Annotated in this window: 29 protein-coding genes; 10 read left to right on the top strand and 19 right to left on the bottom strand. The window is 42.5% G+C overall.

The window, feature by feature from the left end:
* Positions 1–5: 5 nt before the first annotated feature.
* Genes rpsK through rplQ form a run of 4 tightly spaced genes read left to right on the top strand, consistent with a single transcriptional unit; the run spans position 6 to position 2,467 of the window.
* Complete coding sequence (gene rpsK / locus L4C33_RS02960; RefSeq protein ID WP_004738778.1) at positions 6–395, top strand: 30S ribosomal protein S11; 390 nt, start codon at positions 6–8, stop codon at positions 393–395.
* 31 nt (positions 396–426) lie between these two features.
* Positions 427–1,047 (top strand): 30S ribosomal protein S4, encoded by a 621-nt coding sequence (gene rpsD, locus L4C33_RS02955; RefSeq protein ID WP_137375141.1) that lies wholly within the window; start codon positions 427–429, stop codon positions 1,045–1,047.
* Between the two features lie 22 nt (positions 1,048–1,069).
* The gene (locus L4C33_RS02950) at positions 1,070–2,062 is read left to right on the top strand and encodes a DNA-directed RNA polymerase subunit alpha (protein WP_004729813.1); all 993 of its coding nucleotides are present in this window, start codon (positions 1,070–1,072) and stop codon (positions 2,060–2,062) included.
* Positions 2,063–2,086: 24 nt separating this feature from the next.
* Positions 2,087–2,467: a 50S ribosomal protein L17 gene (gene rplQ / locus L4C33_RS02945; RefSeq protein ID WP_004729812.1), complete on the top strand. Its 381-nt coding sequence runs from the start codon at positions 2,087–2,089 to the stop codon at positions 2,465–2,467.
* A 224-nt stretch (positions 2,468–2,691) separates the two neighbouring features.
* Here the strand turns inward: rplQ and L4C33_RS02940 are convergent, their stop codons facing one another.
* Positions 2,692–3,189, bottom strand: a complete 498-nt coding sequence (locus tag L4C33_RS02940; RefSeq protein ID WP_428810976.1) for a DUF2780 domain-containing protein — start codon at positions 3,187–3,189, stop codon at positions 2,692–2,694.
* Between the two features lie 133 nt (positions 3,190–3,322).
* On the bottom strand, positions 3,323–3,943 hold the full coding sequence (gene bamJ, locus L4C33_RS02935; RefSeq protein ID WP_428810975.1) for a BamJ family beta-barrel-assembly machinery protein: 621 nt from the start codon (positions 3,941–3,943) through the stop codon (positions 3,323–3,325).
* Between the two features lie 213 nt (positions 3,944–4,156).
* Between bamJ and L4C33_RS02930 the strand changes: the two genes are divergently transcribed.
* Positions 4,157–4,720: a LysM-like peptidoglycan-binding domain-containing protein gene (locus L4C33_RS02930; RefSeq protein WP_428810974.1), complete on the top strand. Its 564-nt coding sequence runs from the start codon at positions 4,157–4,159 to the stop codon at positions 4,718–4,720.
* 34 nt (positions 4,721–4,754) lie between these two features.
* Here the strand turns inward: L4C33_RS02930 and L4C33_RS02925 are convergent, their stop codons facing one another.
* From L4C33_RS02925 to L4C33_RS02880, 10 genes are all read right to left on the bottom strand, one after another.
* The gene (locus tag L4C33_RS02925) at positions 4,755–5,603 is read right to left on the bottom strand and encodes a DMT family transporter (protein ID WP_428810973.1); all 849 of its coding nucleotides are present in this window, start codon (positions 5,601–5,603) and stop codon (positions 4,755–4,757) included.
* Complete coding sequence (locus L4C33_RS02920; protein WP_428810996.1) at positions 5,603–6,055, bottom strand: GNAT family N-acetyltransferase; 453 nt, start codon at positions 6,053–6,055, stop codon at positions 5,603–5,605. Before L4C33_RS02920 ends, L4C33_RS02925 begins: the two co-directional genes overlap by 1 nt.
* Before the next feature lie 58 nt (positions 6,056–6,113).
* Positions 6,114–6,680 carry a Crp/Fnr family transcriptional regulator gene (locus L4C33_RS02915; protein WP_428810972.1) on the bottom strand — a complete coding sequence of 189 codons (567 nt, stop codon included), beginning with the start codon at positions 6,678–6,680 and terminating at the stop codon, positions 6,114–6,116.
* 80 nt (positions 6,681–6,760) lie between these two features.
* Positions 6,761–8,515 (bottom strand): bifunctional lysophospholipid acyltransferase family protein/GNAT family N-acetyltransferase, encoded by a 1,755-nt coding sequence (locus L4C33_RS02910; protein ID WP_428810971.1) that lies wholly within the window; start codon positions 8,513–8,515, stop codon positions 6,761–6,763.
* Positions 8,516–8,517: 2 nt separating this feature from the next.
* On the bottom strand, positions 8,518–8,970 hold the full coding sequence (locus tag L4C33_RS02905; protein ID WP_428810970.1) for a hypothetical protein: 453 nt from the start codon (positions 8,968–8,970) through the stop codon (positions 8,518–8,520).
* Between the two features lie 11 nt (positions 8,971–8,981).
* Positions 8,982–9,419, bottom strand: coding sequence for a YHS domain-containing (seleno)protein (locus L4C33_RS02900; RefSeq protein WP_428810969.1), 438 nt, complete (start codon positions 9,417–9,419; stop codon positions 8,982–8,984).
* A 23-nt stretch (positions 9,420–9,442) separates the two neighbouring features.
* Complete coding sequence (locus tag L4C33_RS02895) at positions 9,443–10,192, bottom strand: NRDE family protein (protein ID WP_428810968.1); 750 nt, start codon at positions 10,190–10,192, stop codon at positions 9,443–9,445.
* 2 nt (positions 10,193–10,194) lie between these two features.
* Positions 10,195–10,737 carry a hypothetical protein gene (locus L4C33_RS02890; protein ID WP_428810967.1) on the bottom strand — a complete coding sequence of 181 codons (543 nt, stop codon included), beginning with the start codon at positions 10,735–10,737 and terminating at the stop codon, positions 10,195–10,197.
* Between the two features lie 22 nt (positions 10,738–10,759).
* A complete protein-coding gene (locus tag L4C33_RS02885) occupies positions 10,760–11,893 on the bottom strand; it encodes a D-alanine--D-alanine ligase (protein ID WP_428810966.1) in 1,134 nt (377 codons plus the stop codon).
* Complete coding sequence (locus tag L4C33_RS02880; RefSeq protein ID WP_428810965.1) at positions 11,890–12,477, bottom strand: DedA family protein; 588 nt, start codon at positions 12,475–12,477, stop codon at positions 11,890–11,892. Before L4C33_RS02880 ends, L4C33_RS02885 begins: the two co-directional genes overlap by 4 nt.
* A 93-nt stretch (positions 12,478–12,570) precedes the next feature.
* Between L4C33_RS02880 and L4C33_RS02875 the strand changes: the two genes are divergently transcribed.
* Entirely contained in the window at positions 12,571–13,014 is a 444-nt protein-coding gene (locus tag L4C33_RS02875) for a hypothetical protein (RefSeq protein ID WP_428810964.1), read from the top strand.
* Between the two features lie 20 nt (positions 13,015–13,034).
* On the opposite strand, the gene cpdB is transcribed toward L4C33_RS02875, so the two are convergent.
* Positions 13,035–15,014 carry a 2',3'-cyclic-nucleotide 2'-phosphodiesterase gene (cpdB, locus tag L4C33_RS02870; RefSeq protein WP_428810963.1) on the bottom strand — a complete coding sequence of 660 codons (1,980 nt, stop codon included), beginning with the start codon at positions 15,012–15,014 and terminating at the stop codon, positions 13,035–13,037.
* A 426-nt stretch (positions 15,015–15,440) separates the two neighbouring features.
* Between cpdB and cysD the strand changes: the two genes are divergently transcribed.
* The 4 genes from cysD to cysC all read left to right on the top strand — a co-directional run bounded on the left by cysD (position 15,441) and on the right by cysC (position 20,277).
* Positions 15,441–16,385 carry a sulfate adenylyltransferase subunit CysD gene (gene cysD / locus L4C33_RS02865; RefSeq protein WP_428810962.1) on the top strand — a complete coding sequence of 315 codons (945 nt, stop codon included), beginning with the start codon at positions 15,441–15,443 and terminating at the stop codon, positions 16,383–16,385.
* 18 nt (positions 16,386–16,403) lie between these two features.
* Positions 16,404–17,831 carry a sulfate adenylyltransferase subunit CysN gene (cysN, locus tag L4C33_RS02860; RefSeq protein ID WP_428810961.1) on the top strand — a complete coding sequence of 476 codons (1,428 nt, stop codon included), beginning with the start codon at positions 16,404–16,406 and terminating at the stop codon, positions 17,829–17,831.
* A 64-nt stretch (positions 17,832–17,895) separates the two neighbouring features.
* On the top strand, positions 17,896–19,620 hold the full coding sequence (locus tag L4C33_RS02855) for an SLC13 family permease (RefSeq protein ID WP_428810960.1): 1,725 nt from the start codon (positions 17,896–17,898) through the stop codon (positions 19,618–19,620).
* A 33-nt stretch (positions 19,621–19,653) separates the two neighbouring features.
* Positions 19,654–20,277 (top strand): adenylyl-sulfate kinase, encoded by a 624-nt coding sequence (gene cysC / locus L4C33_RS02850; protein WP_428810959.1) that lies wholly within the window; start codon positions 19,654–19,656, stop codon positions 20,275–20,277.
* Here the strand turns inward: cysC and L4C33_RS02845 are convergent.
* From L4C33_RS02845 to L4C33_RS02820, 6 genes are all read right to left on the bottom strand, one after another.
* Complete coding sequence (locus L4C33_RS02845) at positions 20,274–21,188, bottom strand: TIGR03899 family protein (RefSeq protein ID WP_428810958.1); 915 nt, start codon at positions 21,186–21,188, stop codon at positions 20,274–20,276. The genes cysC and L4C33_RS02845 overlap by 4 nt on opposite strands.
* 303 nt (positions 21,189–21,491) lie before the next feature.
* Complete coding sequence (locus tag L4C33_RS02840) at positions 21,492–21,986, bottom strand: DUF3299 domain-containing protein (RefSeq protein WP_428810957.1); 495 nt, start codon at positions 21,984–21,986, stop codon at positions 21,492–21,494.
* A gap of 12 nt (positions 21,987–21,998) precedes the next feature.
* On the bottom strand, positions 21,999–23,258 hold the full coding sequence (locus L4C33_RS02835; protein WP_428810956.1) for an ABC transporter permease: 1,260 nt from the start codon (positions 23,256–23,258) through the stop codon (positions 21,999–22,001).
* Positions 23,255–23,968 (bottom strand): ABC transporter ATP-binding protein, encoded by a 714-nt coding sequence (locus L4C33_RS02830; RefSeq protein ID WP_428810955.1) that lies wholly within the window; start codon positions 23,966–23,968, stop codon positions 23,255–23,257. Before L4C33_RS02830 ends, L4C33_RS02835 begins: the two co-directional genes overlap by 4 nt.
* Positions 23,969–24,042: 74 nt before the next feature.
* Complete coding sequence (gene zrgA / locus L4C33_RS02825) at positions 24,043–24,714, bottom strand: zinc uptake protein ZrgA (RefSeq protein WP_428810954.1); 672 nt, start codon at positions 24,712–24,714, stop codon at positions 24,043–24,045.
* Positions 24,715–24,752: 38 nt separating this feature from the next.
* Positions 24,753–25,034, bottom strand: a complete 282-nt coding sequence (locus L4C33_RS02820; RefSeq protein ID WP_428810953.1) for a DUF2607 family protein — start codon at positions 25,032–25,034, stop codon at positions 24,753–24,755.
* Positions 25,035–25,122: the final 88 nt, after the last annotated feature.

Raw genomic sequence — 25,122 nt, 5'->3', positions numbered from 1 at the left:
GTACAATGGCAAAACAACCAACTCGCGCGCGTAAGCGCGTACGCAAGCAAGTAGCTGATGGCGTAGCGCACATCCATGCTTCTTTCAACAACACAATCGTAACTATCACTGACCGTCAAGGCAACGCTCTTGCATGGGCTACAGCAGGTGGTTCAGGTTTCCGTGGTTCTCGTAAATCTACTCCGTTCGCAGCACAAGTTGCAGCTGAGCGTTGTGGTGAAATGGCTAAAGAATATGGCCTAAAGAACTTGGAAGTTATGGTTAAGGGTCCAGGTCCAGGTCGCGAATCTACTGTTCGTGCACTGAACGCTGCTGGTTTCCGTATCACTAACATTGTTGATGCGACACCAATCCCTCATAACGGTTGTCGTCCACCTAAGAAACGTCGCGTTTAAGTTTCGTTTCTAGGAATATTGGAGAAAGATCATGGCAAGATATTTGGGCCCTAAGCTTAAGCTTAGCCGTCGCGAAGGTACTGACTTATTCCTTAAGTCTGGTGTCCGCGCGATCGAGACCAAGTGTAAAATTGATAACGCACCAGGTGTACACGGCGCTCGTCGCGGTCGTCTATCTGAGTATGGCGTTCAGCTTCGTGAGAAGCAAAAAGTTCGTCGTATCTACGGCGTTCTAGAAAAGCAATTCCGTAACTACTACAAAGAAGCTGCACGTCTTAAAGGCAACACAGGTGCAAACCTACTTCAGCTTCTTGAAGGTCGTCTTGATAACGTAGTTTACCGTATGGGCTTTGGTGCGACTCGCGCTGAATCTCGTCAACTGGTTAGCCACAAGTCTATCCTAGTTAACGGTAAAGTTGTAAACGTTCCTTCTTTCAAAGTAGCGGCAAATGACGTTGTTTCAATTCGCGAGAAAGCTAAACAGCAATCTCGTATTAAAGCTGCTCTAGAAGTTGCTGAACAACGTGAAAAGCCAACTTGGATTGAAGTAGATGCTGGCAAAATGGAAGGTACATTCAAGCGTATGCCTGAGCGTTCTGACCTATCAGCTGACATCAATGAACACTTGATCGTCGAACTTTACTCTAAGTAAGGTTAAAAAAAGAGAGGACACAATGCAGGGTTCTGTAACAGAATTTCTTAAGCCGCGTCTTGTTGACATTGAACAGATCAATACGACACACGCGAAAGTAACTCTTGAGCCATTAGAGCGCGGTTTCGGCCACACTCTAGGTAATGCTCTTCGCCGCATTCTTCTATCTTCTATGCCGGGTTGTGCCGTAACTGAAGTTGAAATTGAAGGTGTGCTACACGAATACAGCACTAAAGAAGGCGTTCAGGAAGATATCCTGGAAATCCTTCTAAACCTTAAAGGTTTAGCTGTACGAGTTGCCGAAGGCAAAGATGAAGTGTTTATTACACTGAACAAATCAGGCTCAGGCCCTGTTGTTGCAGGTGACATCACCCACGATGGTGATGTAGAGATCGCTAACCCTGAGCACGTTATTTGTCACCTAACGGATGACAACGCTGAGATCGCTATGCGTATCAAAGTTGAACGTGGTCGTGGTTACGTTCCAGCTTCAGCTCGTATCCATACTGAAGAAGATGAGCGTCCAATCGGTCGTCTACTAGTTGACGCTACTTACAGCCCGGTTGATAAAATCGCTTACGCTGTAGAAGCTGCACGTGTAGAACAGCGTACTGATTTAGACAAGCTTGTTATCGATATGGAAACGAACGGTACTCTTGAACCTGAGGAAGCAATCCGTCGTGCAGCTACTATTCTAGCTGAACAACTGGATGCGTTCGTAGATCTTCGTGATGTACGTGTACCTGAGGAGAAGGAAGAGAAGCCAGAATTCGATCCTATCCTACTACGTCCTGTAGACGATCTTGAACTAACAGTTCGCTCTGCTAACTGTTTGAAAGCAGAAGCGATTCACTACATCGGTGATCTTGTACAGCGCACTGAGGTTGAGCTACTTAAAACGCCAAACCTTGGTAAGAAATCTCTTACAGAGATTAAAGATGTGCTTGCTTCACGTGGTCTTTCTCTAGGCATGCGTCTAGAAAACTGGCCACCAGCGTCAATCGCTGAAGATTAATCGAAAAGTTAGAAGGATTAGGTCATGCGCCATCGTAAAAGTGGTCGTCAACTCAACCGCAACAGCAGTCATCGCAAAGCGATGTTCAGCAACATGGCTAGCTCTCTTGTTCGTCACGAAGTTATCAAAACTACCGTGCCAAAAGCAAAAGAACTACGTCGCGTAATTGAGCCATTGATTACCCTAGCTAAGACAGACAGTGTTGCTAACCGTCGTCTTGCATTTGCTCGCACTCGTGATAACGAAGTTGTAGCAAAACTATTTAATGAACTAGGCCCGCGTTTCGCGGCTCGCCAAGGTGGTTACACTCGCATTCTTAAATGTGGTTTCCGTACTGGTGATAAAGCTCCAATGGCTTACATTGAGCTTGTAGACCGCCCAGCTGCTGAAGAAGCTGCTGAGTAATCTATACTAGATTCTTAATACAAAAGCCGAGCATTAGCTCGGCTTTTTTGTACCTAAAATTCGGCGTTTGATCATAGTTTGGTATTAAATCTTCACTCGCAAAAGACGTCCCTCAAACTCTATTCCCTATATTTATCTTCAGGTATAAAAAAGAGCACCTTAGTGCCCTTCATTTCTGCTTTGTAGCTGTTCAATTCATCGATGAAACAATATTCGTTAGACAATTATTGCCAAATCGTTCCAAGAGAGCTTAATAGCGAATTGCTTGCTCCTTGAGATTGCAGTGCTTGAATAATAATTGGAGCAAAAGTCGATATCATTGATGCGTCCATCCCAAGGCCGGAAAATGCACTTTCAACGGCACCTTTCGAACTAAGCATAGATGTTAAACCTGTCTGCTGAAGAGTATCTAATCCAGGTACTAATGTTGCTAGCTCCTGTGAGTTTGAAGAGCTTAATGAGTTCTGAGCTAGGGCAAAAAGAGATCCGGCACCACCTAACGCTTGTTCTGTTGTGACCGATGTTTGTTCTGCAATAGAGTCTGCAACAGGTGTGGACTGGTTTTGTTGAGTCCAAATATTTATCGCTGTTGTTAGGGCTGTTTGAGTCAGTTGTGAGTAGTTGGTCGTCGAGGTAGAAGCTGATTCTTGACTAGAATCATTTGTACTTGCACAAGAAACAACAGCAAGGCTGCTGAGTACAGTAATGATTACTTTCTTCATTATTCGTCCTTAAGTAATAAAGTAATAGACTTTGATACTATAAACGAAAAACGGCGATGTTGTTACATCGCCGTTGCATTATTTTAACTTTCATTTGCGCCTAGTATTTTGTTTTACTTGGGCTTTTTGAAAATTAAAGAATTGCTAGAAGTTCTACTTCAAAAACTAGAGCTGCAAATGGTGGGATTGCAGCACCTGCGCCGCGCTCGCCGTATGCAAGATCTTGTGGGATGTATAGTTTCCACTTAGAACCTACAGGCATCATTTGTAGAGCTTCTACCCAACCTTGAATTACGCCAGTTACTGGGAATTCTGCTGGTTGACCGCGAGATACAGAGCTGTCGAAAACAGTACCGTCTGTTAGTTCGCCGTGGTAGTGAACACGAACTTGCTTGTCTGAAGTTGGGATCTCGCCAGTACCTTCAGTTAGAACTTCGTATTGAAGACCTGACTCAAGTACAGTTACTTCTGAACGCAGTGCGTTGTCAGAAAGGAAAGCTTCACCGTCAGCAGATGCTGCTTTTGCTGCTTCTTGACGTGCCGCTTCACCGCGAGTGTGTAGCTCTTGTAGTGCGTTGTTGATTTCGTCAACTTCGATAGCTGGCATGTCACCAACTAGTGCTGTAGCGATACCAGCAGCGATAGCGTCAACGTTTAGGCCTTCAAGACCAGAACCTGCTAGTTGTTGGCCCATTTGTAGACCGATACCGTAGCTAGCTTTTTGCTCAACAGTTTCAAATTTTACTTCAGACATGAATGTCACTCTTAATTATGTAGATAAAGGGAAAGGATACCAGTTCTGAGTTTGTGAAGAAATCCCTAGCCGTTAGGTTCTCGGATTAGCTGTGTATTTAGCTCTCAAAATTGTCCGATTTGTGCTAATTCGACGTGGGAATGCTTGAAATGTCTATACTCTATGCAAATTGCTTTTTAYACTCATACTAGTTTTAAATTTAGGCTGGAAGCTATGAATCGTCGTCATAAAAAGAAGCAAGAAGTAGATTACCTTGGGTTAGTTAAAGCTAAGGTTAGCGCTATCGATTTTTCACAGGCTAAAACTCAAGCCCTTAGTGCTTGGTCATCCCTTCCCGCTTTGCATCGAAAGGTTCTGCTCGTATTGGTTCCTGTTGTTGCTGTTCTCGCTGTTATTCCGTTACCTGCACCATCATCTGCAGTTAAAGCGCCTGCGACTAACGCTAGAGTGGAACTAGAGATCAATACGGTAGGTTTAAGTGCTCAAAAAAGCGATGAACAAAAGCAGCTTAAATCTAATCAGTGGCATGAGTACACCGTAAAGTCCGGTGATACATTGGCTCAAGTGTTCCGTAATAACGAGTTACCTTTGTCTGATTTAAATGCGTTAGTGAAAATTGAAGGTGGTGATAAACCTTTAAGTCGTATTAAGCAAGGGCAATTGGTTCGCTTTAAGTTAGCTGAAACTGGCCAGCTCGATATACTTCAGTTAGAAAAAAACGATTCTTCGGTGATGTTCTTCCGCCTATCTGATGGCGGCTTTGGTCGAAGTAAATAGAAGTATAAATCGTAGTGTAAAGTGAAAGAGAGAGCTAATTTTTAGCTCTTTTTTTGGGTCTTTTAAAAGGAGCAAGCGGCAAGATGATCAAAAGGATACCAATGAAAGTTAGGGTATCAGGTATCTCTTCGAACCAAATTGCACCTATTATCGCGACAAAGACTAACCCTGAGTATTCTGCTAGCGCAATCTGGCTGGAGTGTGCTTTTCTATAGGCTGCTACTGCAAAGCCGTTATAACTTAATATTAGTAGGGCGCTCAAACTAATATACCCTAGCTGTTCAGCCGTCACGGGTTGCCAATAAAGAATGCATAGTAAAAAAGATACAGGGAGAGAAAACAGTGTAGTCCACCATAATGTGGTCGCAACTGATTGCTCACTTGGTAACTTTCTAACTAGAACATTAAAAAGAGCGAGAGTCAGGGCTGTGCCAAGCGCAAATAATGCGGCCCAGTGAAACTGCGAGGGGCGGAGAACTATCAACGCACCAATAAAACCTATGGTCGTAGCGATAACCTTGCCCAATGTAGGTATCTCTTTTAAGAGCAAGATAGACAGTGGCAGCATGAGTAAAGGAGCGACGTAAAAAACGGCGTTAGCAGTGGCAAGAGGTAAGTGAGTAATTGCGACGACCATGCAGCCACTACCGATGAGGATTAGGTGTCCACGGGCGAATGTGATGCCGACTTGTTTTAGTGCTCTTTGCTCACCGCGTTGTGATAGCCAGATAGGCATGATGATCAGCAGTGAAATTAATTGTCTGAAGAAAATGTATTGGAAAGGTGGAACGTCGCCACCCAAAAGCTTTACGGCCACGTCAGATAGCGATGCAAAAAAGTTTCCTGCAATGAGTAGTAGGATCCCAGCAGAAATGTTTGTCACTATTTCTCTAATCTCATATCAATATGTGGTATGTCATCTTCTAGGTACATCTCGGATATCTGGGCAAAACCATGTTCCTGATAAAACGCCTTAAGATGTTCCTGCGCGCCAATATCAATAGATTGGCTAGGCCATAATATTTCACACTCAGCTAATGCTTGTTTTAGTAATTGGTGACCTAAACCGTTGCCGCGAGCTGTTTGTTTGGTTGCTACTCGTCCAATGCTTACATTGTCGTAGCTGGTTCCCGCTGGAAGTAATCTTGCGCATGCGACTAATTCATTACCAGAGAAGCCCATTAAGTGCTGAACTCCATTTTGGTGATCTTTATCGTCCAACTCTGGGTAAGGGCAGGTTTGCTCTACGACAAATACATCAACTCGAAGTTTTATCAGTTGGTAAAGCTGCTGTTTGCTCAGTTCATTGAAAGGAATGCATTGCCAAGTTGTCATCATTTTATCCGAATAGTGAAGATGACGACGACTTTAGCAGTGTCTATTTATATCAGCATTAACAATTGTTAAGTCGCGATTTTATTCTACTTAAGCTAATCGCGGTGATCCCTAAGTAAGCGGCAATTTGATTATCATTGAGCCTGCTTTCCAGGTCTGGATAATGTTCACAAAATAATTGGTAACGTTGCTCCGGCGTGTATAGCAGCATAAAACGTTCTTTATTTTCTTTATGCATCAACTGAGTCTCGAGCAGCTTTATGTATAGCGGGTTCGACTCTTCACGCCACTCTGCTAAAGCGCTCATTGGTAATTGCAGCAAAACTATAGGGGTAAGAGTTTCAAGCAAGTACGGTGAGGCTTGCTGCTTAATCAAGCTTTCAAAGCCTAGTACCCAATCTTGCTCCCAGTAGAACTCTTTACTGAATTGCTTACCTTCTTCAGTCAGATAGCAAGCGTGACATAACCCTTCGATAATAAAATAAAACGAATCAGGGGCCTCACCTTGGTTGACTAGGATATGACGGGTAGGCAACTCCAATGGTTTTGCGATATCGATTAATGATTCAATTTCATTGTCAGTAAAGTTGAAGGACTTAAGTTGTTGGATAAATGATGAGTGCATGCAAAAAAACAAAGCCAAGATAGATGAACAAATAATGTCATTTATCTTGGCCTAGGTATAGTTTGATTTATTCCATGAGGTCACGACTTAGTATTTTCGAAATAGGCTTTAGCTTCTTCTCTCCCCATGTATTTCGATAATGTATTAAGAGGAACATTTTTTAGGTCGACGACAATCAAGCCATCTAAAGCATTGTTAAAGACTGGATCGACGTTAAAGCAAACGAGTTTACCGTTCATTCCGAGATATTGACGAAGTAATACAGGTAACCCTTTCCCTTGCTCCATTCGAGCTAGCACTTTTGAAAGCAATGGGACACTGGCAAGAGAACTTAAAAGGTGTGTTTGCCAAAACACATTGGAGTTTGAGTTCAGTGGCGATGAAGGTGATACCAGCGTCGCCTTGTCTTGGTCGTAATGATGAATCGAAAGTGTGGCAGCCATTAACTGCCTTGCAGTATGACTATAATCATTACTGATACTGACAGGGCCAAACAGATGAGTGTATTTAGGGTTGCGAGATACAAAAGTAGCGATGCCTTTCCAAAGAAGAAGCAGGGCATTGAGGCTTCGTTGGTAGTTTTTACTTACAACAGAACGACCTAACTCAATGCTGTTGTCGAGTTTTTCTATGAACTGTTCGTCGTAGTTGAATAGACTTCTTGAATAGAGGCCTGCCAATCCATGTTCCTTAATTAATTCATCAACTAACCCCATACGGTAGGCTCCAACAAGCTCTTTCTTTTGGTTATGCCACACAAATAATTGATTGTAGTAGAGGTCATATTCGTCTACATCGCACGCTAAACCACTGCCTTCTCCCACTTCCCTAAAGCTTTCTTCTCTAACTCTTCCTATTTCTTGCATCAGCTTAGGTATGGATTGGCTTGGTGAACAGTAAACAGAGAAGTCCCCTTGCTCCAGAAGTAGTTGCTCTTTAGGGAGCACACTTATCTCCTCGGCAAGTTCATCTGGGTTAATTGGTGAGATGATCGCTGTATCAAAGGAGAGGGAGTTTGACGTGCCAAGGACTTCTTCGTCTGATTTACTCATCAAATAGGTGTTGAGTCTTAGGTAGTTGACGATATCGACATCTTTTTCAAAACTCTTCACTTCAGAGAAGGGAATACTCGCCCCAATCGATATTGCGATGCTAGTTTGTTGCTTGTTAAGAAGCTCTCGGCCAAGCAGAGCGGTTCTTAATAAAGGGTGGATACGCCCCGCTTGATAGAAGAGGTCACTGTTTTTGCCGCTAATGTAAATCGGAACCGTTGTAGCTTGATTTCGCTTCACAAACTTAGCAACAGATTGGCTCCACTCAATGTCGGTAAGTTTTTTTTCTCCACGATGATATGCAGAAACTTCACCAGCAGGGAAGACAATGAGTAGTCCACCGTCAGCAAGGTGCCTATGTGCGTCACGTACTGCTTTGGTATTGGTTCTCTGTGAGTCTTTACCGTTAAACACATCGATACCAATGAACAAGTCATCAAGCTCTGGCAGGCGTTTTAGAATTTGATTCGCGAGGACTTTGACATCTTTACGCACAGAGCCAACAAGATCAGCAAGGATGACACCTTCAATCGCGCCGAGTGGATGGTTAGCAACAATAACGACAGGGCCTTCATTTGGAATGTTTTGTACCGACCCTGATTCAACCTCATAACTAATGTTGAGAGCTTCTAGAGTGTGATTCATGAATTCAAAGCTCGATAATTTCTCAGGTCTTTGTTTGTATAAATTATCGAGTTTAGATAGTCCCGTTGCCCACTCGACAAGAGACTCACCTAAACCAAAAGGCGTGTAACGAGAAAAACGAAAAGGACTAGTAATCATAATTAGGCTGCCTTATTTACAAGTTGATATAAGAAACCATCTTGGCTTTTTAGGTCTTTAATACTTAGAAACGCGCCACATAACCAAACAACACACGCCATGCCAAACAGTAAGCCTCCGTCGTTACCTATAATCTCACCCATCTCGTTGAATTCAGGCATTTCGATACCCAGTGGAGTGAATAGATGAAAGAAAATAGCGCCGGTCATAATGCCAGTACTCATGACAGCTCCAATCCCGTGAAGGCGAGTGAACAATAGAATGGCAGCGAAGAGTTCAGCAAAGCCAATCATATAGCCGCCAAATATGCCGAACCATGTTAATCCTGACCACTCAGCTAATGTCCCAAAAATATGATCCGTTTCGTAAGAGCCTGAAAATTTGAAGAATAACGATTGAACAAAAACAAATGCAATAAATGCAGATGGGATATGTTTAGTTGGTTGAAATGTCATAAATAGTTCCCTTATTTAATTAGATTTGGCCAGTTCTTGTTTGCTTGGGTAATGTGTTGCTGTCTGTTGCCATCCCAACGTTGTTTGATTTCTTCGTCGTAGTTCAAATAAAGTTTGTCATCGACAATTGCCCATTGCTCAGGGTCTCCAGGAGCGAAATCATTTTTCTCCGATACAGCCCAAGCGCAATACCCACCATATTGCGGTGCATATTTTTCAGGATTATTAATGAAAGCGTTTAAATTCTTTTTTGATGAGAAGTACCAGTCAGCACCTTTATAAGATGTTGTGAATTTCTTGCTGCCTTCTACTGGTTTGTTTTCCGTGAAATAAGCAACGGTGTCGTATCCATCGAGGGCTTTGCTGCTAAAAATACCGGTGTAGATTTCGTCAGCGGCAAAAGCGAACTGGCTCATAGAGAGTAAAACCAATGCTAATAACTTTTTCATAGATAGTTCCTTGTCTGTGGATGTTAAGCGATTAAAGACTCTTGTTTATCGAAGGTATAACAGTGCTTTTCGAGTTGTTGTCGGTTGAGCCCATCGCAAGGTGAACCCGCTAAATAACTCATAGAAAAAAGATCAGATGAAACAGCCAAGTGGGTGAAACTTACCGTTTGGGCATCATCTCTATGCATACAGGTAGATAAATAGCCCTTCTCAGCATGATGATGGGAGTGGAAGTTAAGTAAGCTTTGCTGATTTTTTCCTTCAGAGGTGATCGACGTATACACTTCTTTTCTGTAGTTCTGAACTTCTTCGAGCGCAACACCAGATGAAAAGAGTGGGGAGTCTGTAACTGCAATCTTGGAACTGACACCGTTCCACGAAAATGCCCATACTTCGGGTTTATTAAGTGAGAGGTCAGGGCCAAAGACCAATAAAGTGAAGGGAGCAAAACAGCTGAGTTTTAGTTGATTAAAGAGTTCGGTAACTTCAGTGCGGCTTTGGCTTGGTGCTAAATGTTGGAGTAACAACCCACGGCTAAGGCAAGCACCAGATGGCAGTTTACCTTGGTAGTTATTCAGCAGACACAAAGATAGCCCATGTTCATTTAAGCTTATCCAACTACCATTTCCTACTGGATCAATCGGCATTAATACTTGAGTGTTATTAATATTTTGGCTTTGTGGTGGCGTAGCTAGAGGTCGGTTTTTTTGCTCATCACGATTAAAAAACACTTGATAGCCATTTTCTTCAAGGAGCCAGGTTACTGAACACATGATTACTGACCTCTCAAATAACTAGTGGTTGTTGGAGCATAACCAAAGGTACTGGTCACCGGTGTTTCTAGAAAAGTTGCGATGACTTTCATCATGGCGTAGTGGTGGTTTGCATGTAATGCGGCGAAAGTAATTTCTCTGCCTACGCTAGATGTCATGGATTGAGATACCTGACTGTTGAGTGAAACCTCTGTCTCGATTGTGATTAGCTCATCAAGCATATTGGGTTCCAGTTGTTTTAGCCAAGTCGCAATGTAATGTAGCTCTTTGATCGCAACAGATTTATCGGTTTCAACGCTATGACCACGGCGGCGAGCGTTGTAATTTATCTGATTACTTTCTTGCAGAATCAGCGCATGAAATAGGTCAAGCGTATGGCGAAAGTGCTCACCTATACTGCTGTCGACATGAGGCATGGCTTTGTAGTTGTAGTCTTGATCGCTAATGCCCGATAAAAATTGCTCTCCTTGATTGAGAATGTCGATAGCTCCTTGAACCACACAAGGAATTGAGGTTTGAGACGAAATATTGCTGGCTAAACTCATAGTGTTTCCTTGTTCTATTGAACTAATCCGTTGTTGGATACTGTTCTGTTAGGTTCTTCTCTTCACGCCAAGCTTGGAAGAGTTCTTTAAGTGGTGGCGTTTTATGACCTCTTTGCTGCTGCTTTGCGCCTATGTCAAAAAGAATGCGGTATTGACTAAGTAGAGTAGTGAAGATCTCCCTAAGAGGAGTCTGACGATCCCAGATGTGCGCCGCTTCGCTGCTCGCACCATTAATCTCTAATATGGTGAAATCTTCACCAGCCATTAAGCTTTGAATATCCTTGAATTTGATGTCTAAGCGACCATAGTGAAACCCGTCGAAATCATCAAAGATCTGATCAAAACGCTCTGTGAGAGCATCAGAGACATATTGATTTCCATTTCGGAAAATAGAGCCTCGACTGTGGCTGCCTGCAAAAGCTAATTGGAATTCTTGATCTTTTTCGAGCACCCAATCTAATTTGTCTAGATGACGAGGAAGATATAAATGACTGAGTTGCCCAGCCCTAGGGCATTGGTCAATCAGATCTTTTAAGGTACTAATTCCGTCACCTGTCACTGAAGGGGCGTATTTCAGAGTGATCGAAATGATCTCGCCTTTCTTTTGTCCAGGGTAACGAACGTAAAACACCCCAGCTTCAGCTTGATAAGGGGCTTTTTCTTGGATCAAGAAACGAGCACCGATAGGAAATGATTCAAAATAATCATGAAGTTGATCTTGTGATTTGATCAGTTTGACGCCTGCTCCTCGACACCCTAAGTCGGGTTTAGCTACTACAGGGAAAGAAAGATCGGCTTGCTTCATTGAAGTCTTTGCTTGATCGACTTGAAGATCGGTGTCTGAATCGACTTTGGTTACCGTGATAAAGGGCGATATCCACTTTAGCGATTCTTTACCTGCTAGGCTGAGAATGTCGTGTTTTGATTCACCCACCATGCCACTGAGTTTAATGCTTGGGTTAGCGATCAATGGGAGTTTCCAATTCCTATATTTAAGCCCCTGAGCCAAACTTTGAATGATGACTGGCGTATAAAAAAACCAGCTAGGTAAAAATTCATATGGCGAGACGCTACGAGTGCTGTCTATTTCTAACGTTGGCATGCCGGCGTTAATTTTATGAGGTGCGATACATTGAATATCCATTTTCTCGCTCATACTTGCTCTCTTGAGTAGGATTTGTTGATGAGTTTATTCGCCCCGTATAACAATAAAATTGCACATGGAATGATGACCCATTGATATTGTGATGCTTGTAACCAAGCCGCATTACCCAGGTAATAAATGGTGGAAAAGACTAGCCCTGTCCATAACGCTGTCGCTCCGATGACTGCGCTTAAGAAAATCGGAAGTGGGATAGTAAAAAAGCCACTGAGTGTGAAACCCACCGTTCGTAAACCAGGAATAAAACGAATTACAAATAAACTGATAAATGCATTCTTTCTAAGCTTAGTACGTAGCGACCTGAAATTACGGTTGGTGAGTGCTTTATAACGAATACCGCGAAAGTAGCGTCCTGACCGTCCAAGATAATAAAGACCAAGATCGCCAGTCGCGATACCAATAAATATAGCCACTAGCGCTAAACTTGGTGAAAGTAGCCCCTCTAGCGCTAACCCTGCAGCTGCCACAATAGCGACATCTTCTAATAGGTAAGACAAAGCAATGATTCCTACCATCAGCCAAACAGTGGATTGTTGACCAGAATTTAGAAAATTTTGAATAGTCTCAATAGCATCCATAATTCCACCAGGAAATTTACAGTATGATGTATTGATATCAGTTTATGAACTTCTTATCAATATTTAGTATTAGTTAAAGAGACAGGGGAAAGGATGAAAAACTTACAATTTGTTCAGGTTATTTTATTGACGGTGGGAATGTTTACTATTTTTCTAATGATTTCATCATCTTTTGATGTGTATTTAGTTGTTCCTATTTTTGCCTTTTTTGCTTACAGCACGCTCATTGGCGGAATTTTATGGGCGGTATGTTTAGCGAAACATCGTTGGCATTTTATTTTATCGAGCGTTTGCCTTGTGTTGTTAGGGACAATGGCGTCATTGGATATCTTGCTATCAAAAGAAGAAATGTTGATAGTATTAAATCAACAGTTTGGAGAGGTAGTGACTGAGAAGCACGTGGATGATGCTGTGCAGGTTCTTCTGGTATTAGTGAATATTTTTACGGGGAGTTTGGCTGCGGATGTGTTGTTCCACGGCTTGAGCCTAAACTCAAAAAGTAGATACAAAAAGGCCGAGCGTTTAGCTCGGCCTTAAGTTAGCTTATTGAGATTTATCTATTTAGCTAAATCAATTTGGTAAACGCCAAAACCAACATCGTCAGTTGCTACGCGTTTCATTGGGTATTGACCTTTATCTGCAATAAACTTCGCAGCTTTCTCGCTTGGAGATGTCTCGAAACGAACGTCTAAAGGCTTATCAGATTTAATTGGAGCAAACGTCCAGTTGTTGTCTGCTGCAGGGTTAACTTGACCTTCTTCAGCACTTACACGTGTGATGTAGTTTGCTACAACAGTACGGTTTTCATCTGGAGAATCAAAAGCGATAAACTCGCTACCAGTACCTGGGAATTTATTACTGTATGCACGGTAGTTGTTTGTTGCGATGATGAAGTCTTGCTTCATATCGATTGGCTTACCTTGGTAAGTTAGGCCAACAATACGCTCAGAACCTTCGTTAATAACTTTACAGTTACCATCGTATTTTGCTGGTTGAGTTACGTCGATTTGGTAGTTAACACCGTCCATCACGTCGAAGTTATAAGTACGGAAGCCATCCCAGTCAATTAGCTGTTGAGGCGCAGTGCTGTTTACATCGATTTGTTGGAATTGGCCTGCAGAGCACTCTAGCCATTCTTTCACTTCGTGGCCTGTTACTTTTAGTGCCACTAGCGTATTCGGGTATAGGTAAAGGTCAGCAGCGTTACGGAATGTCAGTTGGCCAGATTCAACTTCAGTGAAGTTTGCTGGATCATTCTTACGACCGCCTGCTTTAAATGGTGCAGCAGCAGAAAGTACAGGTGTACCGTCTAGGTCTGGGTCACCTTGAATGAAACGCTCCACGTAATCTTTTTGCGCTAGGTTAACGATCTGTACTGTTGGGTCGTCTTGCACTAGAGCCAAGAAGCTGTACATCACATCGTCTGCTTTACCAATTGGTTGGTTAACGAATTCACGAGTACCTTTATGGTCATTTTCAAGAGCTTGAACAATACCAGCATCTGCTTCAGCTAGAGAAGTTTTTGTCTTTTTATCAAAGATAGGGCGAGCTTCTGATTTACCTTGTGCTACAACCCATTTGCCATCTTGCTGTTCAAGCGTTAGATCCATCACACCCACGTGGCTGCCCCAACGACCTGGCATTACAGCGGCTACGCCATTGATAGTACCATTTTCGTTGTCGATGCCTTGAACGTTTTCAAACCCTTTACCTGGGAATACTTGATGAGAGTGACCAAATGCGATGGCATCGATGCCTTCAACTTCAGAAAGGTAGTAAGTCGAGTTCTCTTCACCTTGCTTATATGGGTCAGTTGAAACACCTGAGTGAGGAATAGCTACGATTACGTCAGCACCTTCCGCTTTCATTTGAGGAATAAGCTCTTCAGCTGATTCTTTAATGTCTTTCGCGAAAACTTTACCTTCTAGGTTTTTCTTATCCCACACCATGATTTGTGGTGGAACGAAGCCGATGTAACCCACTTTAATTTCATGCTCTACACCGCCAGTATCTTTGAATGTGTGAGTCTTAATGATGTATGGCTTGAAGTAATGTTCGCCTGTCTCAGCGTCAAATACGTTTGCACTGATGTATGGGAAATCAGCATCGTTGATAGACTCAGCTAAGAACTCAAGACCGTAGTTAAATTCGTGGTTACCGATGTTACCTGCGTCGTAATCTAGCTGGTTCATTGCTTTGTAAGCTGGGTGAACTTCGCCAGCTTTAATGCCTTTGTCTGCCATGTAGTCACCCATTGGGCTACCTTGCAGTAAGTCACCGTTATCAACTAAAACGCTGTTGGTTACTTCATTTCGAGCTTCTTTAACAAGAGTTGCAGTACGTGCTAAGCCGATTTTTTGAGAAGGCTTGTCTTTGTAGTAGTCGTAATCCATTAGGTTGGTATGGATGTCAGTAGTTTCTACGACACGTAGTTTAATCACTTCATCAGTATCAGGCGTTGTTGTGCAACCTGAAAGTGTAAATAAGCCTAAGCCAGCAAGTACTGCTAGTGATAAAGGTTTTATTGCAACTTTCATTTTTAGCTCCAAATTGAGTGGGTAAAATTCACCGCGTAATGTAACAAAATTCAATGAAACAATGATTACAGTGGAAGGTAAAGTGTGACATCGAACGAATACTTGATAGCGTTCTGCTAGATGCATCCCAGAAATGCTCGTTATGTGAGCAAGTTAGCTTCAAATATAGCCTCTCTCTATGTGATTGAAATGTCGCATTACATTTTCTCTTATCAGCTTTTCGAATAAAAAATGAAATTTTAGAATTTCCGGTAATATAAGAAGCTAGTCATAATGCCAATATCAAGGACGTATAGAGGCACGCTGACTAGCTTGATCGGTTAATCAACGGCTTCATCTATCACGCAAGTGCTTCTATATGCCAACTCACCAGATTCATCAGTGAGCCAGATACCTAATTCGGTAGTTTCATTATCGAGTGAAGAAATGCTCGTTTGCACGAGCCTTAAAGGAAGCACAGAAATGGACCAAGAACGTTTAACCCACTTAAAACAGCTAGAGGCGGAAAGTATTCATATTATCCGCGAAGTAGCCGCAGAATTTGATAACCCGGTGATGATGTATTCCATCGGTAAAGATTCATCTGTAATGCTTCACCTAGCTCGTAAAGCTTTTTACCCAGGTAAAATCCCTTTCCCACTATTACACGTCGATACTGATTGGAAATTCCGTGAAATGATTGAGTTTCGCGATCGTACGGCTGAGAAGTACGGGTTTGATCTGTTAATTCATAAGAATCCAGAAGGTCTTGCTATGGGGTGTAGCCCATTTGAACATGGCTCTTCTAAGCATACCGATATTATGAAAACTCAAGGGTTGAAGCAGGCGTTAAACAAATATGGCTTTGATGCTGCGTTTGGTGGTGCTCGCCGTGATGAAGAAAAGTCTCGTGCAAAAGAACGTGTCTATTCATTCCGTGACAAAAATCATACATGGGATCCTAAAAACCAGCGTCCTGAGTTATGGAAAACGTATAACGGCCAAGTGAATAAAGGCGAGAGCATTCGTGTGTTCCCTCTATCGAATTGGACCGAGCTAGATATCTGGCAATACATCTACCTAGAAAATATTGAGATTGTCCCACTTTACCTTTCTGAAAAGCGCCCTGTTGTTGAGCGTGATGGCATGCTGATCATGGTTGATGATGACCGTATGAAGCTACAAGAAGGTGAAAAAATCGAAGAGAAAAGTGTTCGTTTTCGTACTTTAGGCTGCTATCCACTAACCGGAGCGGTTGAATCTGAGGCGAATACGCTAACAGGCATTATTGAAGAAATGCTGGTAGCGACCTCTAGTGAGCGTCAAGGTCGTGCGATTGACCATGATCAGTCTGGTTCAATGGAGCTGAAAAAGCGCCAAGGTTATTTCTAAGAATCTAAGGAAAGAAGAATGAATAGTGCAGTAGAAGCCGAACTAGCCGAGCTAGGAATTGAAGGCTACCTAAGCCAACACCAACATAAATCAATGCTTAGATTTTTGACATGTGGCTCTGTTGATGATGGAAAAAGTACTCTAATTGGACGCTTGCTCCACGATACAAAACAAATTTATGAAGWTCAGTTAGCAGCGGTTCACTCTGATAGCCAACGCGTTGGTACTACAGGTGAAAAGCCAGACTTAGCTTTATTAGTAGATGGTCTACAAGCCGAGCGAGAGCAGGGCATTACCATCGATGTTGCGTACCGATACTTCTCAACGCAAAAACGTAAGTTCATTATCTCGGATACTCCGGGGCATGAGCAATACACACGTAACATGGCGACTGGTGCATCGACGTGTGATCTCGCAGTGATCTTGATTGATGCTCGTAAAGGTGTGCTTGATCAAACCCGCCGTCACTCGTTCATTTCGAACCTGTTGGGCTTAAAGCACTTCGTGGTTGCAGTAAACAAAATGGATCTTGTGGATTACTCACAAGAGCGATTCGAAGAGATTCGTGATCAGTATCTTGAGTTTGCTGAAAATCTTGAAGGTGAAACGAATATTCAGATCATCCCAGTTTCAGCACTGGAAGGTATCAATGTCGCTTCAGAAAGCAAAGAACTTGCGTGGTTTGAAGGCCCGTCTTTGTTAGATGTTCTAGAAAATGTCGATATTGATCAGAGTCGATCTTCAGGTGAGTTTCGTTTCCCTGTGCAATATGTGAATCGTCCAAACCTAGATTTCCGAGGCTTTGCTGGCACGATTGCTTCAGGTCGAGTCAACGTTGGTGATGAAATTAAAGCACTACCATCGGGTAAAAAGTCAAAAGTGGCACGCATTGTTACTTTTGATGGTGACTTAGAGTCGGCACAGGCTGGGCTTGCGGTAACTCTGACTCTTGAAGATGAAATTGATATCAGCCGTGGCGACTTAATTGTTTTGGAAAATGCGCAAGTGGAGTCGACTAACAATCTTCTCGCTGATGTTGTATGGATGACGGAACAGCCGCTTCAGTCTGGCCGTGAATACGACATTAAGATCGCTGGTAAGAAGACTGTTGGTAAAGTTGAAACAGTCCGTCACCAGTACGACATTAACAACCTGTCGACTTTCGAAGCTTCTGAGCTGCCATTAAATGGTATTGGTTTATGTGAATGGTCTTTGAATGAATCAGTGGCATTGGATAAGTACCTAGACAGCGCAGACACAGGTGGCTTTATCATTATCGACCGCCTAACGAACGTGACTGTCGGTGCTGGTTTGATTCGTCAAAGTTTAGATTCCGTAGAGCAGCAAACTGGTGATTTCTCAGCGTTTGAAGTTGAGTTGAATGCACTTGTTCGTAAGCACTTCCCACATTGGGATGCGAAAGATCTTAGTCAATTACTGAAGTAACGCGTTACTGAACAATTGACATATATAGGTGGAAGCACCTGCTTCCACCTAGTAAGGATGAGTTATGTGGGAACAAGGATTTGTATTAGCGATTTTGCTTGGCATCATAACCTGCCTGCTTGTAACTCGTATTAAACCAAGCTTTATTTTTGCCGGTGCTGCTTTCTTAGCATTCATTGGCGGCATGATTGATGTAACTAGTTTAGCGACGAACTTTACTAACTCTTCATTACTAACGTTAATTTTACTTATTTTAGCTTCAAGTGCGTTGGAGAAAACTCGCTTAATCAGTTGGGTAAGCCGAAATATCTCGGAAGGTCGGCTTGGCACTGTGGTTGCGAAGTTGGGTATTTCCACAGCGTTACTTTCTTCATTTACAAATAATACCGCGGTTGTTGTTTCTTTGATCGGAGCGATCAAACGTAACCAACAACATGCGCCATCTCGTTTATTGATCCCCCTTTCTTATGCGGCAATCTTAGGTGGAACTCTGACTTTGATCGGCACATCCACTAACTTGATCATTAATAGCTTTGTGGAAGATGCTGGGCTACCAAGTTTAAGCTTTTTTGCGCCAACGACGATCGGTTTGGCAGTGCTGGTAGGCGGAGTGTTGATCCTAATTCCACTGAGTTACTTACTGCCAGCGTACGATGAGCATTCACAAGATGATCTTCCTTACTTTTTAGAAGCTCGAGTAGAGCCGGGCTCTCCGCTAGTCGGTCGCAGTGTCAGCGAGAATAATTTACGTGCGCTGAGAAAATTGTTCCTCGCTGAAGTCATACGCGATGGAAAAACGACTGCTTCTATTGATCCAGACTTCATATTACACGCTAAAGATCGTCTGCTATTTTGTGGCGATATTGAAAGTGTTGCGACACTTCAAGAAATACAAGGGCTTACCCTGTTTGGTCAGCATCATTTAAACGGACAAAACTTTGTAGAAGTCGTAGTGAGCTCGTCGGCCAGCTTCTGTAATAAAACCTTAAAGACCAGTCAATTTAGAGATAAATTTGATGCAGTGGTTGTCGCAATCCGACGTGGTCATGAAAGATTAGAAGGTGGGCTAGGGAACATTGTACTCACTGCTGGGGATACATTAGTTTTAGTTCCGGGTAAGCAGTTTGAGCAACAAAGACAAGAGCACAATAAAGAATTTGTGTTAATGAACGACTTAGACTCAAGTGCCAAATTAGACGCAGATAAATCTACCTATGTACTGCTCGGCTTTGCTTCTGTGATTGGTTTAGCGTTGGCTGATTTAGTGCCAATTATTAAAGGACTCGCTGTTTTTATTTTATTGCTGGTGGCGTTTGGTATTGTCCAACTGTCAGAGCTTCGCCGTCGTTTCCCTGTTGATATCGTTGTAATTGTTGGTTCAGCATTGTCTATAGCTCAGCTGATGATTTCCTCAGGGCTTTCTATCCGTATGGGAGAAATGTTCATGGAGGCGTTTAATGGTTGGGGAGTCTTTGGTGCCCTAGTCGCAACTTATTTGATGACGTTGATTCTTACTGAGTTGGTAACGAATAACGCAGCAGCGGCACTCGCATTCCCTATTGGCTATAGTATGGCGATAGGTTATGGCGTAGATCCTATGCCTTTTATTATGGCGGTATTGTTTGGTGCAAGTGCGAGTTTTATTTCCCCGTACGGTTATCAGACCAACCTACTTGTTTATAGCGTAGGCAATTATCAACTGACGGATTATTTGAGAATTGGTATTCCGATTTCTATCGTATATTCAGTACTGGTACTGAGTTTGATCCCTTATTTTTTCCCTTTCTAGTCGTGTGATGAAAGCTCATTTCAAGGATTATTTATGACAACATCTACCTTAACTAAAGACGAAAATGTCGTCTGGCACCAGCACTCAGTTGATAAGGCATTTCGTGCCAATTTAAAAAGGCAAAAGCCTGCTGTGCTTTGGTTTACGGGGCTTTCTGGTTCAGGAAAGTCGACGGTAGCAGGAGCACTAGAAAGCCGTTTGGCAGAGCTGGGTTACCATACATATTTGCTCGATGGCGATAATGTACGTCATGGGCTATGCAGTGATTTAGGGTTTTCTGAGCAAGATCGCCGTGAAAATATTCGTCGTATTGGTGAGTTGGCAAAATTGATGGCAGATGCTGGACTAATCGTCTTGTCGGCGTTTATCTCACCACATCAAGCGGAACGAAAGTTGGTGCGTGATTTATTGCCAGAAGAGGAGTTCTTAGAGGTATTCGTTAATACGCCACTCGAAATTTGCGAACAACGAGACCCTAAGGGACTATATAAGAAAGCCCGCGCGGGGGAAATTGCGAATTTCACTGGTATTAGTTCTGCGTATGAAGCGCCAACTCATCCAGAAATTGATCTGCCTGCAGGCGATAAGTCACTGGATGAATTAGTCGATCAATGTATTGCTGAGCTGAGAGCTAGGAATATATTGCCAAACGATTAGACGGTATGGTGCACACTGCTTTTTACCTCGGTTTGCACCGTAAACTTTTGGCTTAATAGTGCTATCAACTGGTCGTGATACTGCATATTAGGTTTGTTACCGAGCAAGTGGCAAAGCTCATTTCCTGTTGGACTAAAGCGGTAATAGATAAGCTTTACGCCTTTAGACATCGGCTGCAAACTCATGTTCTTACCCTGGTAAGAGAGATGTAGAGCAGGGTCGAACTCAATCTCTCCTGATTCCAATTCCGTACTTAGTAATAAACCAAGCTCAATTAAATGCAGTAAGGTCGAATAGGGAAGCTTAAAACTACCAAGGTTTATGGTGTTGGTGGTGTCTCTTTTGCCAAAACTAAATATGCCGCCATGAGCTTTGAATCCGAGCAATAATTTTCTGCTGTTATCACTACCAAAACTACAGGCTAAAGAGGCTGCTCGTTGTAAGTTTTGCGCTTCTTTGGGCGTCATATCTTGAAGCACTTGTAGTGCTTTCATCGAAGTTGAGCCAGGGTTGGTGACTTCTCGCTTCAGGACTTGAGCCCATAACCTTTGCATTGAGGTATTGTGGATATGTTGTGCCATATCGAAAAAGCGATAGAGCCAATCTTGATCTGGATCGCCCGCAGTTTCGTCTTTACATGAAACATGGGCTAACTTCATGATTTGCTCTAAGTTCTTTTGGCACTGCTCTTTGTGTTTTTTTTCACGAAGCAAGGCTCGTTCGAGTAGTGTTTTTTCTGGTTGTTCGGAAGAGCTATTCGGCTCTTTAAACAAAGCGTCTAAACCAAAAGACTGAGCAATACTGAGAACACGACTGGCGCTGTCTTTAATGTAGGCTTTCTTTTCATGATGAGTGGATTGTTGGCTGCCACTTTCATGATCAATAACAACGGGCTGCTTGCTATCTGACATAAATTTACCATTAGGGAAAATAAGAGCTTAACTGGTTAAAATGTAACTCTTTATGAGGCTAGTTGCTAGATAAACCCTTATCAAACCGATTCAAATAAATTTGACTTTAGATAATGATAAAAAAATGTTAAATTTGTATTAATTCCATAGGAGGGGTTAATGATGCAGATTGGTGATGATAAGCTGAAAAAGCAGCTCTCTATCGCAGTATTGTTGGTAATGTATGTGGCTGTGCTAACCTATCTATCTAAATATATAACCTAGAGTAGATAAGTTAGCTGGTTATCAAACTGTTAATTGTATTTACATGTCATCGTATTCTTCAATACTTGTTCCTTCGATCAAATATCCTGTCTCTGCCAATTCGTGGCTCATACTTTCTGTTTTGAGAGTTCCGACAACATAAACCACATCCCATAATTCTTGAACTGGTGCACCTTGTGGAAATTTCACATAGATGATTTGGTTTGGTGGCGGTGGTGGTACGTGAATACACGCGCCAAAATAAGGCACTAACAGAAACTCAGTAACTTTATCTGCATCGCCTTCGAGTGGGATAACAAACCCTGGGATTTTGACCTGGCTGCCATTGAGTTCAGTGCGAATTGCCCCTAGCGTTGATTGTTTTGCTTGAGTTGAGTGATCAACCGTTGGCATGCCAAAAGGATCGAGCTGCGCCCGCTCACTTTCTGGAATTAAATCGATCCAATCTAAGGTCAATATTTCTTCATCGTTTGTATCTGCTGCATAGACTGGCATCATCAATAAGCCAATCATTAATAGAATTACTTTTTTCATTGTTACTCCGAGTTAAACTCTAATCGTCATGCCGTCAGCCAGTGATTGGCGGTAAGCACGTAAGGCTGGAATAAATCCAACCAGAATTCCTGCTACCTGTACAAGTGCAAGTAACTTCCATTCGTAAGCGGTTAATGCAGAAACAGATATATTAATACCGTAGGTTTGTTGAATAATCGGGGCTGCTATTCCTATGATTAAAAACAGCAGACTGACGCCTAGTATGATACCTAAACAGGTGAGGGCACTGGCTTCACTGATCAAAAGGCTGAATACATGTCTTGGTCTTGCGCCCATCGCTCGTAAGATTGCCATTTCACGGCGACGTTCTTGTAAGCTCGTTAATAAGCTGCTGAGCATGCCTAAAAGCCCAGCTACAACAACAAAACCTGAAACCACCAATAGTGCTTGCTCTGCGACAGCCATCATTCCCCAAAGTTCATGTAAAGCGATGCCGGGCATAATTGCACTAAGAGGCTCTTGGCGATAGGTGTTGATCTCTCGTTGTAGAGCGAACGTTTGAATCTTCGAATTTAACCCCAGTAGCATGGCTGTAATTTGTTTGGGCTCAAATTGATGCTGTTTGAGTTGTTCTATGTCTGGAGTGTGGCCTAAATTAGCCCCGGACTCCCAGCCGACATGGATGGCTTCAATAGCCCCTAATGAAACGTGTACGGTTTTATCTACGGGAGTGGCCGTTGGTGCAATGATTCCGACAATTTTAAAGGGCAAGTTATCGTGGCGACTGAACGCAACGTCACTGATACCGTGCGCAAGAATGATTTCATCCCCTAGCTTATAATCCAGCTTTTTCGCAACTTCAGAACCAATTACGGCTTCAAAGGTGCTATTGAATGGCTTTCCTTGTTGGAAGGTTAGTAATTGCTTACTTCCATAGCGGTAGTGTTCAAAGTAGCTCTGATTGGTTCCCATAACTCGAAAACCTTTGTGCGAGTCACCTAAGGAAATCGGAACTGCCCATTTTACTGATTTGTGTTGGCTGAACTCTTGATAACTTTTCCAATCAATATTGTTGGTTGCGTTACCTATTCTAAATACTGAGTAGAGTAGCAAGTTTACCTGCCCAGAACGTCCACCTACAATGAGGTCTGTACCTGAAATCGTATTAGCAAAGCTACTCTTAGCTTGGGTTCTAACCCTCTCTACGCCAAGGAGTAGCATGACAGAGACCGCCACAGTTAGAATGGTCAGAATAGCTGTTGTCTTGCGGTTGAGTACGCTTTTAAATGCTAAGTGAGTAATTACTTTCATACAATAACCTCAGCTTGGTTCAGCGCTTTGAGATCAACGCTACGTTTGAATAACTTTTCTAGGGTTGGATCGTGGCTGACGAAAATTAGAGTAGAACCGGCTTCACTAGCTTGTTCCATGAGTAACTCAATGAAGAGTTCTCGATTGTCGTGATCCAATGCTGAGGTAGGTTCATCGGCAATAATCAATTTAGGTTGACCAATTAAAGCACGGGCCGCCGCCACACGTTGCTGCTGACCAATACTTAGCTCTGTGACTGACTTGTGCATTAGCGTTTCAGGTAGGTGGAGCCTTTTGAGTAAGTCGGTTGCTGTTTGTTTTAAGTCTGCAGTGACTCTTTGTTTACGTTGCTTGGAAAACTGGCATGGTAAAATAACATTATCTAAAACAGACAAGTAAGGTAACAGGTTGAATTGTTGGAAAATATAACCAATATTTTCTGCTCTAAATTGATCTCTTTGACTCGGAGATAATTGAGTTAGGTCTTGTCCAAGTATCCGTACTTGCCCTTGCTGAGCTTGGTTGATCCCCGTAAGAAGGCTTAATAGTGTGGATTTCCCACAACCGCTTGGCCCTTTAATAAACAAGTGTTCTTGAGATAAAACCGTCAGTGAAGGAATGTCTAACGTAGGGGAGAGTTCTGGTTTCCATTTAAAGCAAATATCGTTCAGTTCAACGACGAGCTCTTGTTGTTCGTATTCACGAGGCATGGCAGATCCTGCAAACTAATGTTCAATACTTATAGATGGGGTAAGTAGGTACTTACCCCACCGTAGTGGTTTATTTAGAAACGGAAGCTAGGTTTAGTTGCTGTTAATTCTTGTTGAGTCTGAACCTTGTCAGTTAATAGATTTAGTGTGATTGCTTTTGTATTACTAAACTTAGTAAACCATTGAGTATTAATGCTATTTAAGTCTTCAATTGAATCACATTGGTAGTGATATTCAACGGTAAACTCTCCATGGCCTGAGCTTTCATGTTCGTCATGATGTTCGTGTCCATCATGATCATGTTTGTGCTCGTCATGATGCTCGTGTTTATCATGGTCATGTTTGTGCTCGTCATGGTGATCATGTTCATCATGGTCATGTTTGTGTTCGTCATGATGATCGTGACCCGCATGGCTATCTTCTTTTGATAGAGAGTTCGTTACCGATTTGAAGATCAACTTACATTGAGCCGCTTCGGGAAATTGAAACATCGCTTGAGGCTGATTTAATAATGCTGTTGCATTTTTTACAGCTTCTTCTTCCTGAGCATTCTTGGGTGCGTGTTCAAAACCTACAACATCAGAACCTGGAGCTGTGACTTCAAGCAATAATTCTTTCCCGTCTTGTGCAATATTCACTTCTACATGACCATGAACGTGTGCGTCGTGAGAACGGTAAGAGTCTGCAGCAATTGCTGGAGCTGTAAGTGCTAGGCTGATTAATKTTGCGATTGAAGAGTGTTTCATTGGTATTTTCCTAAATAATTAATAAGTGTGTAAAAGTTTTAGCTTATTAACTTAGGAGGAGAGCGCGCCAAAAATGCAAAATAGAGTCGTTCAGTGTGACGGACAGAGAGCGTCGCCTGATGGCTCATAACCTGCTTTACGATAGGCAGAACCAGAGCTTGGTAACCCAAACCACTTTGAGCGATGGAAAATAGCTCACAGTGGTGCTGAATATGATGGTTTGGGTCTTGATCCAGAGAGTGCGAAACCACAGCAAAGTTCAACATCAGTATAAATACTAATGCTGTTGTTGAGATGAACTTTACGGAAGAGTAGCGCAATATAATTCTCGTTTAACGACAGATAAAAAAGGATATTGTTATAATATAACAATATCCTAATGTGAGATCTTCAAAAAGAAAGATTTAG

The sequence above is a fragment of the Vibrio makurazakiensis genome (assembly GCF_050337375.1).
In the GTDB taxonomy this organism is placed as follows: domain Bacteria; phylum Pseudomonadota; class Gammaproteobacteria; order Enterobacterales; family Vibrionaceae; genus Vibrio; species Vibrio makurazakiensis.
This window is presented reverse-complemented; position numbering and strand designations above follow the sequence as displayed.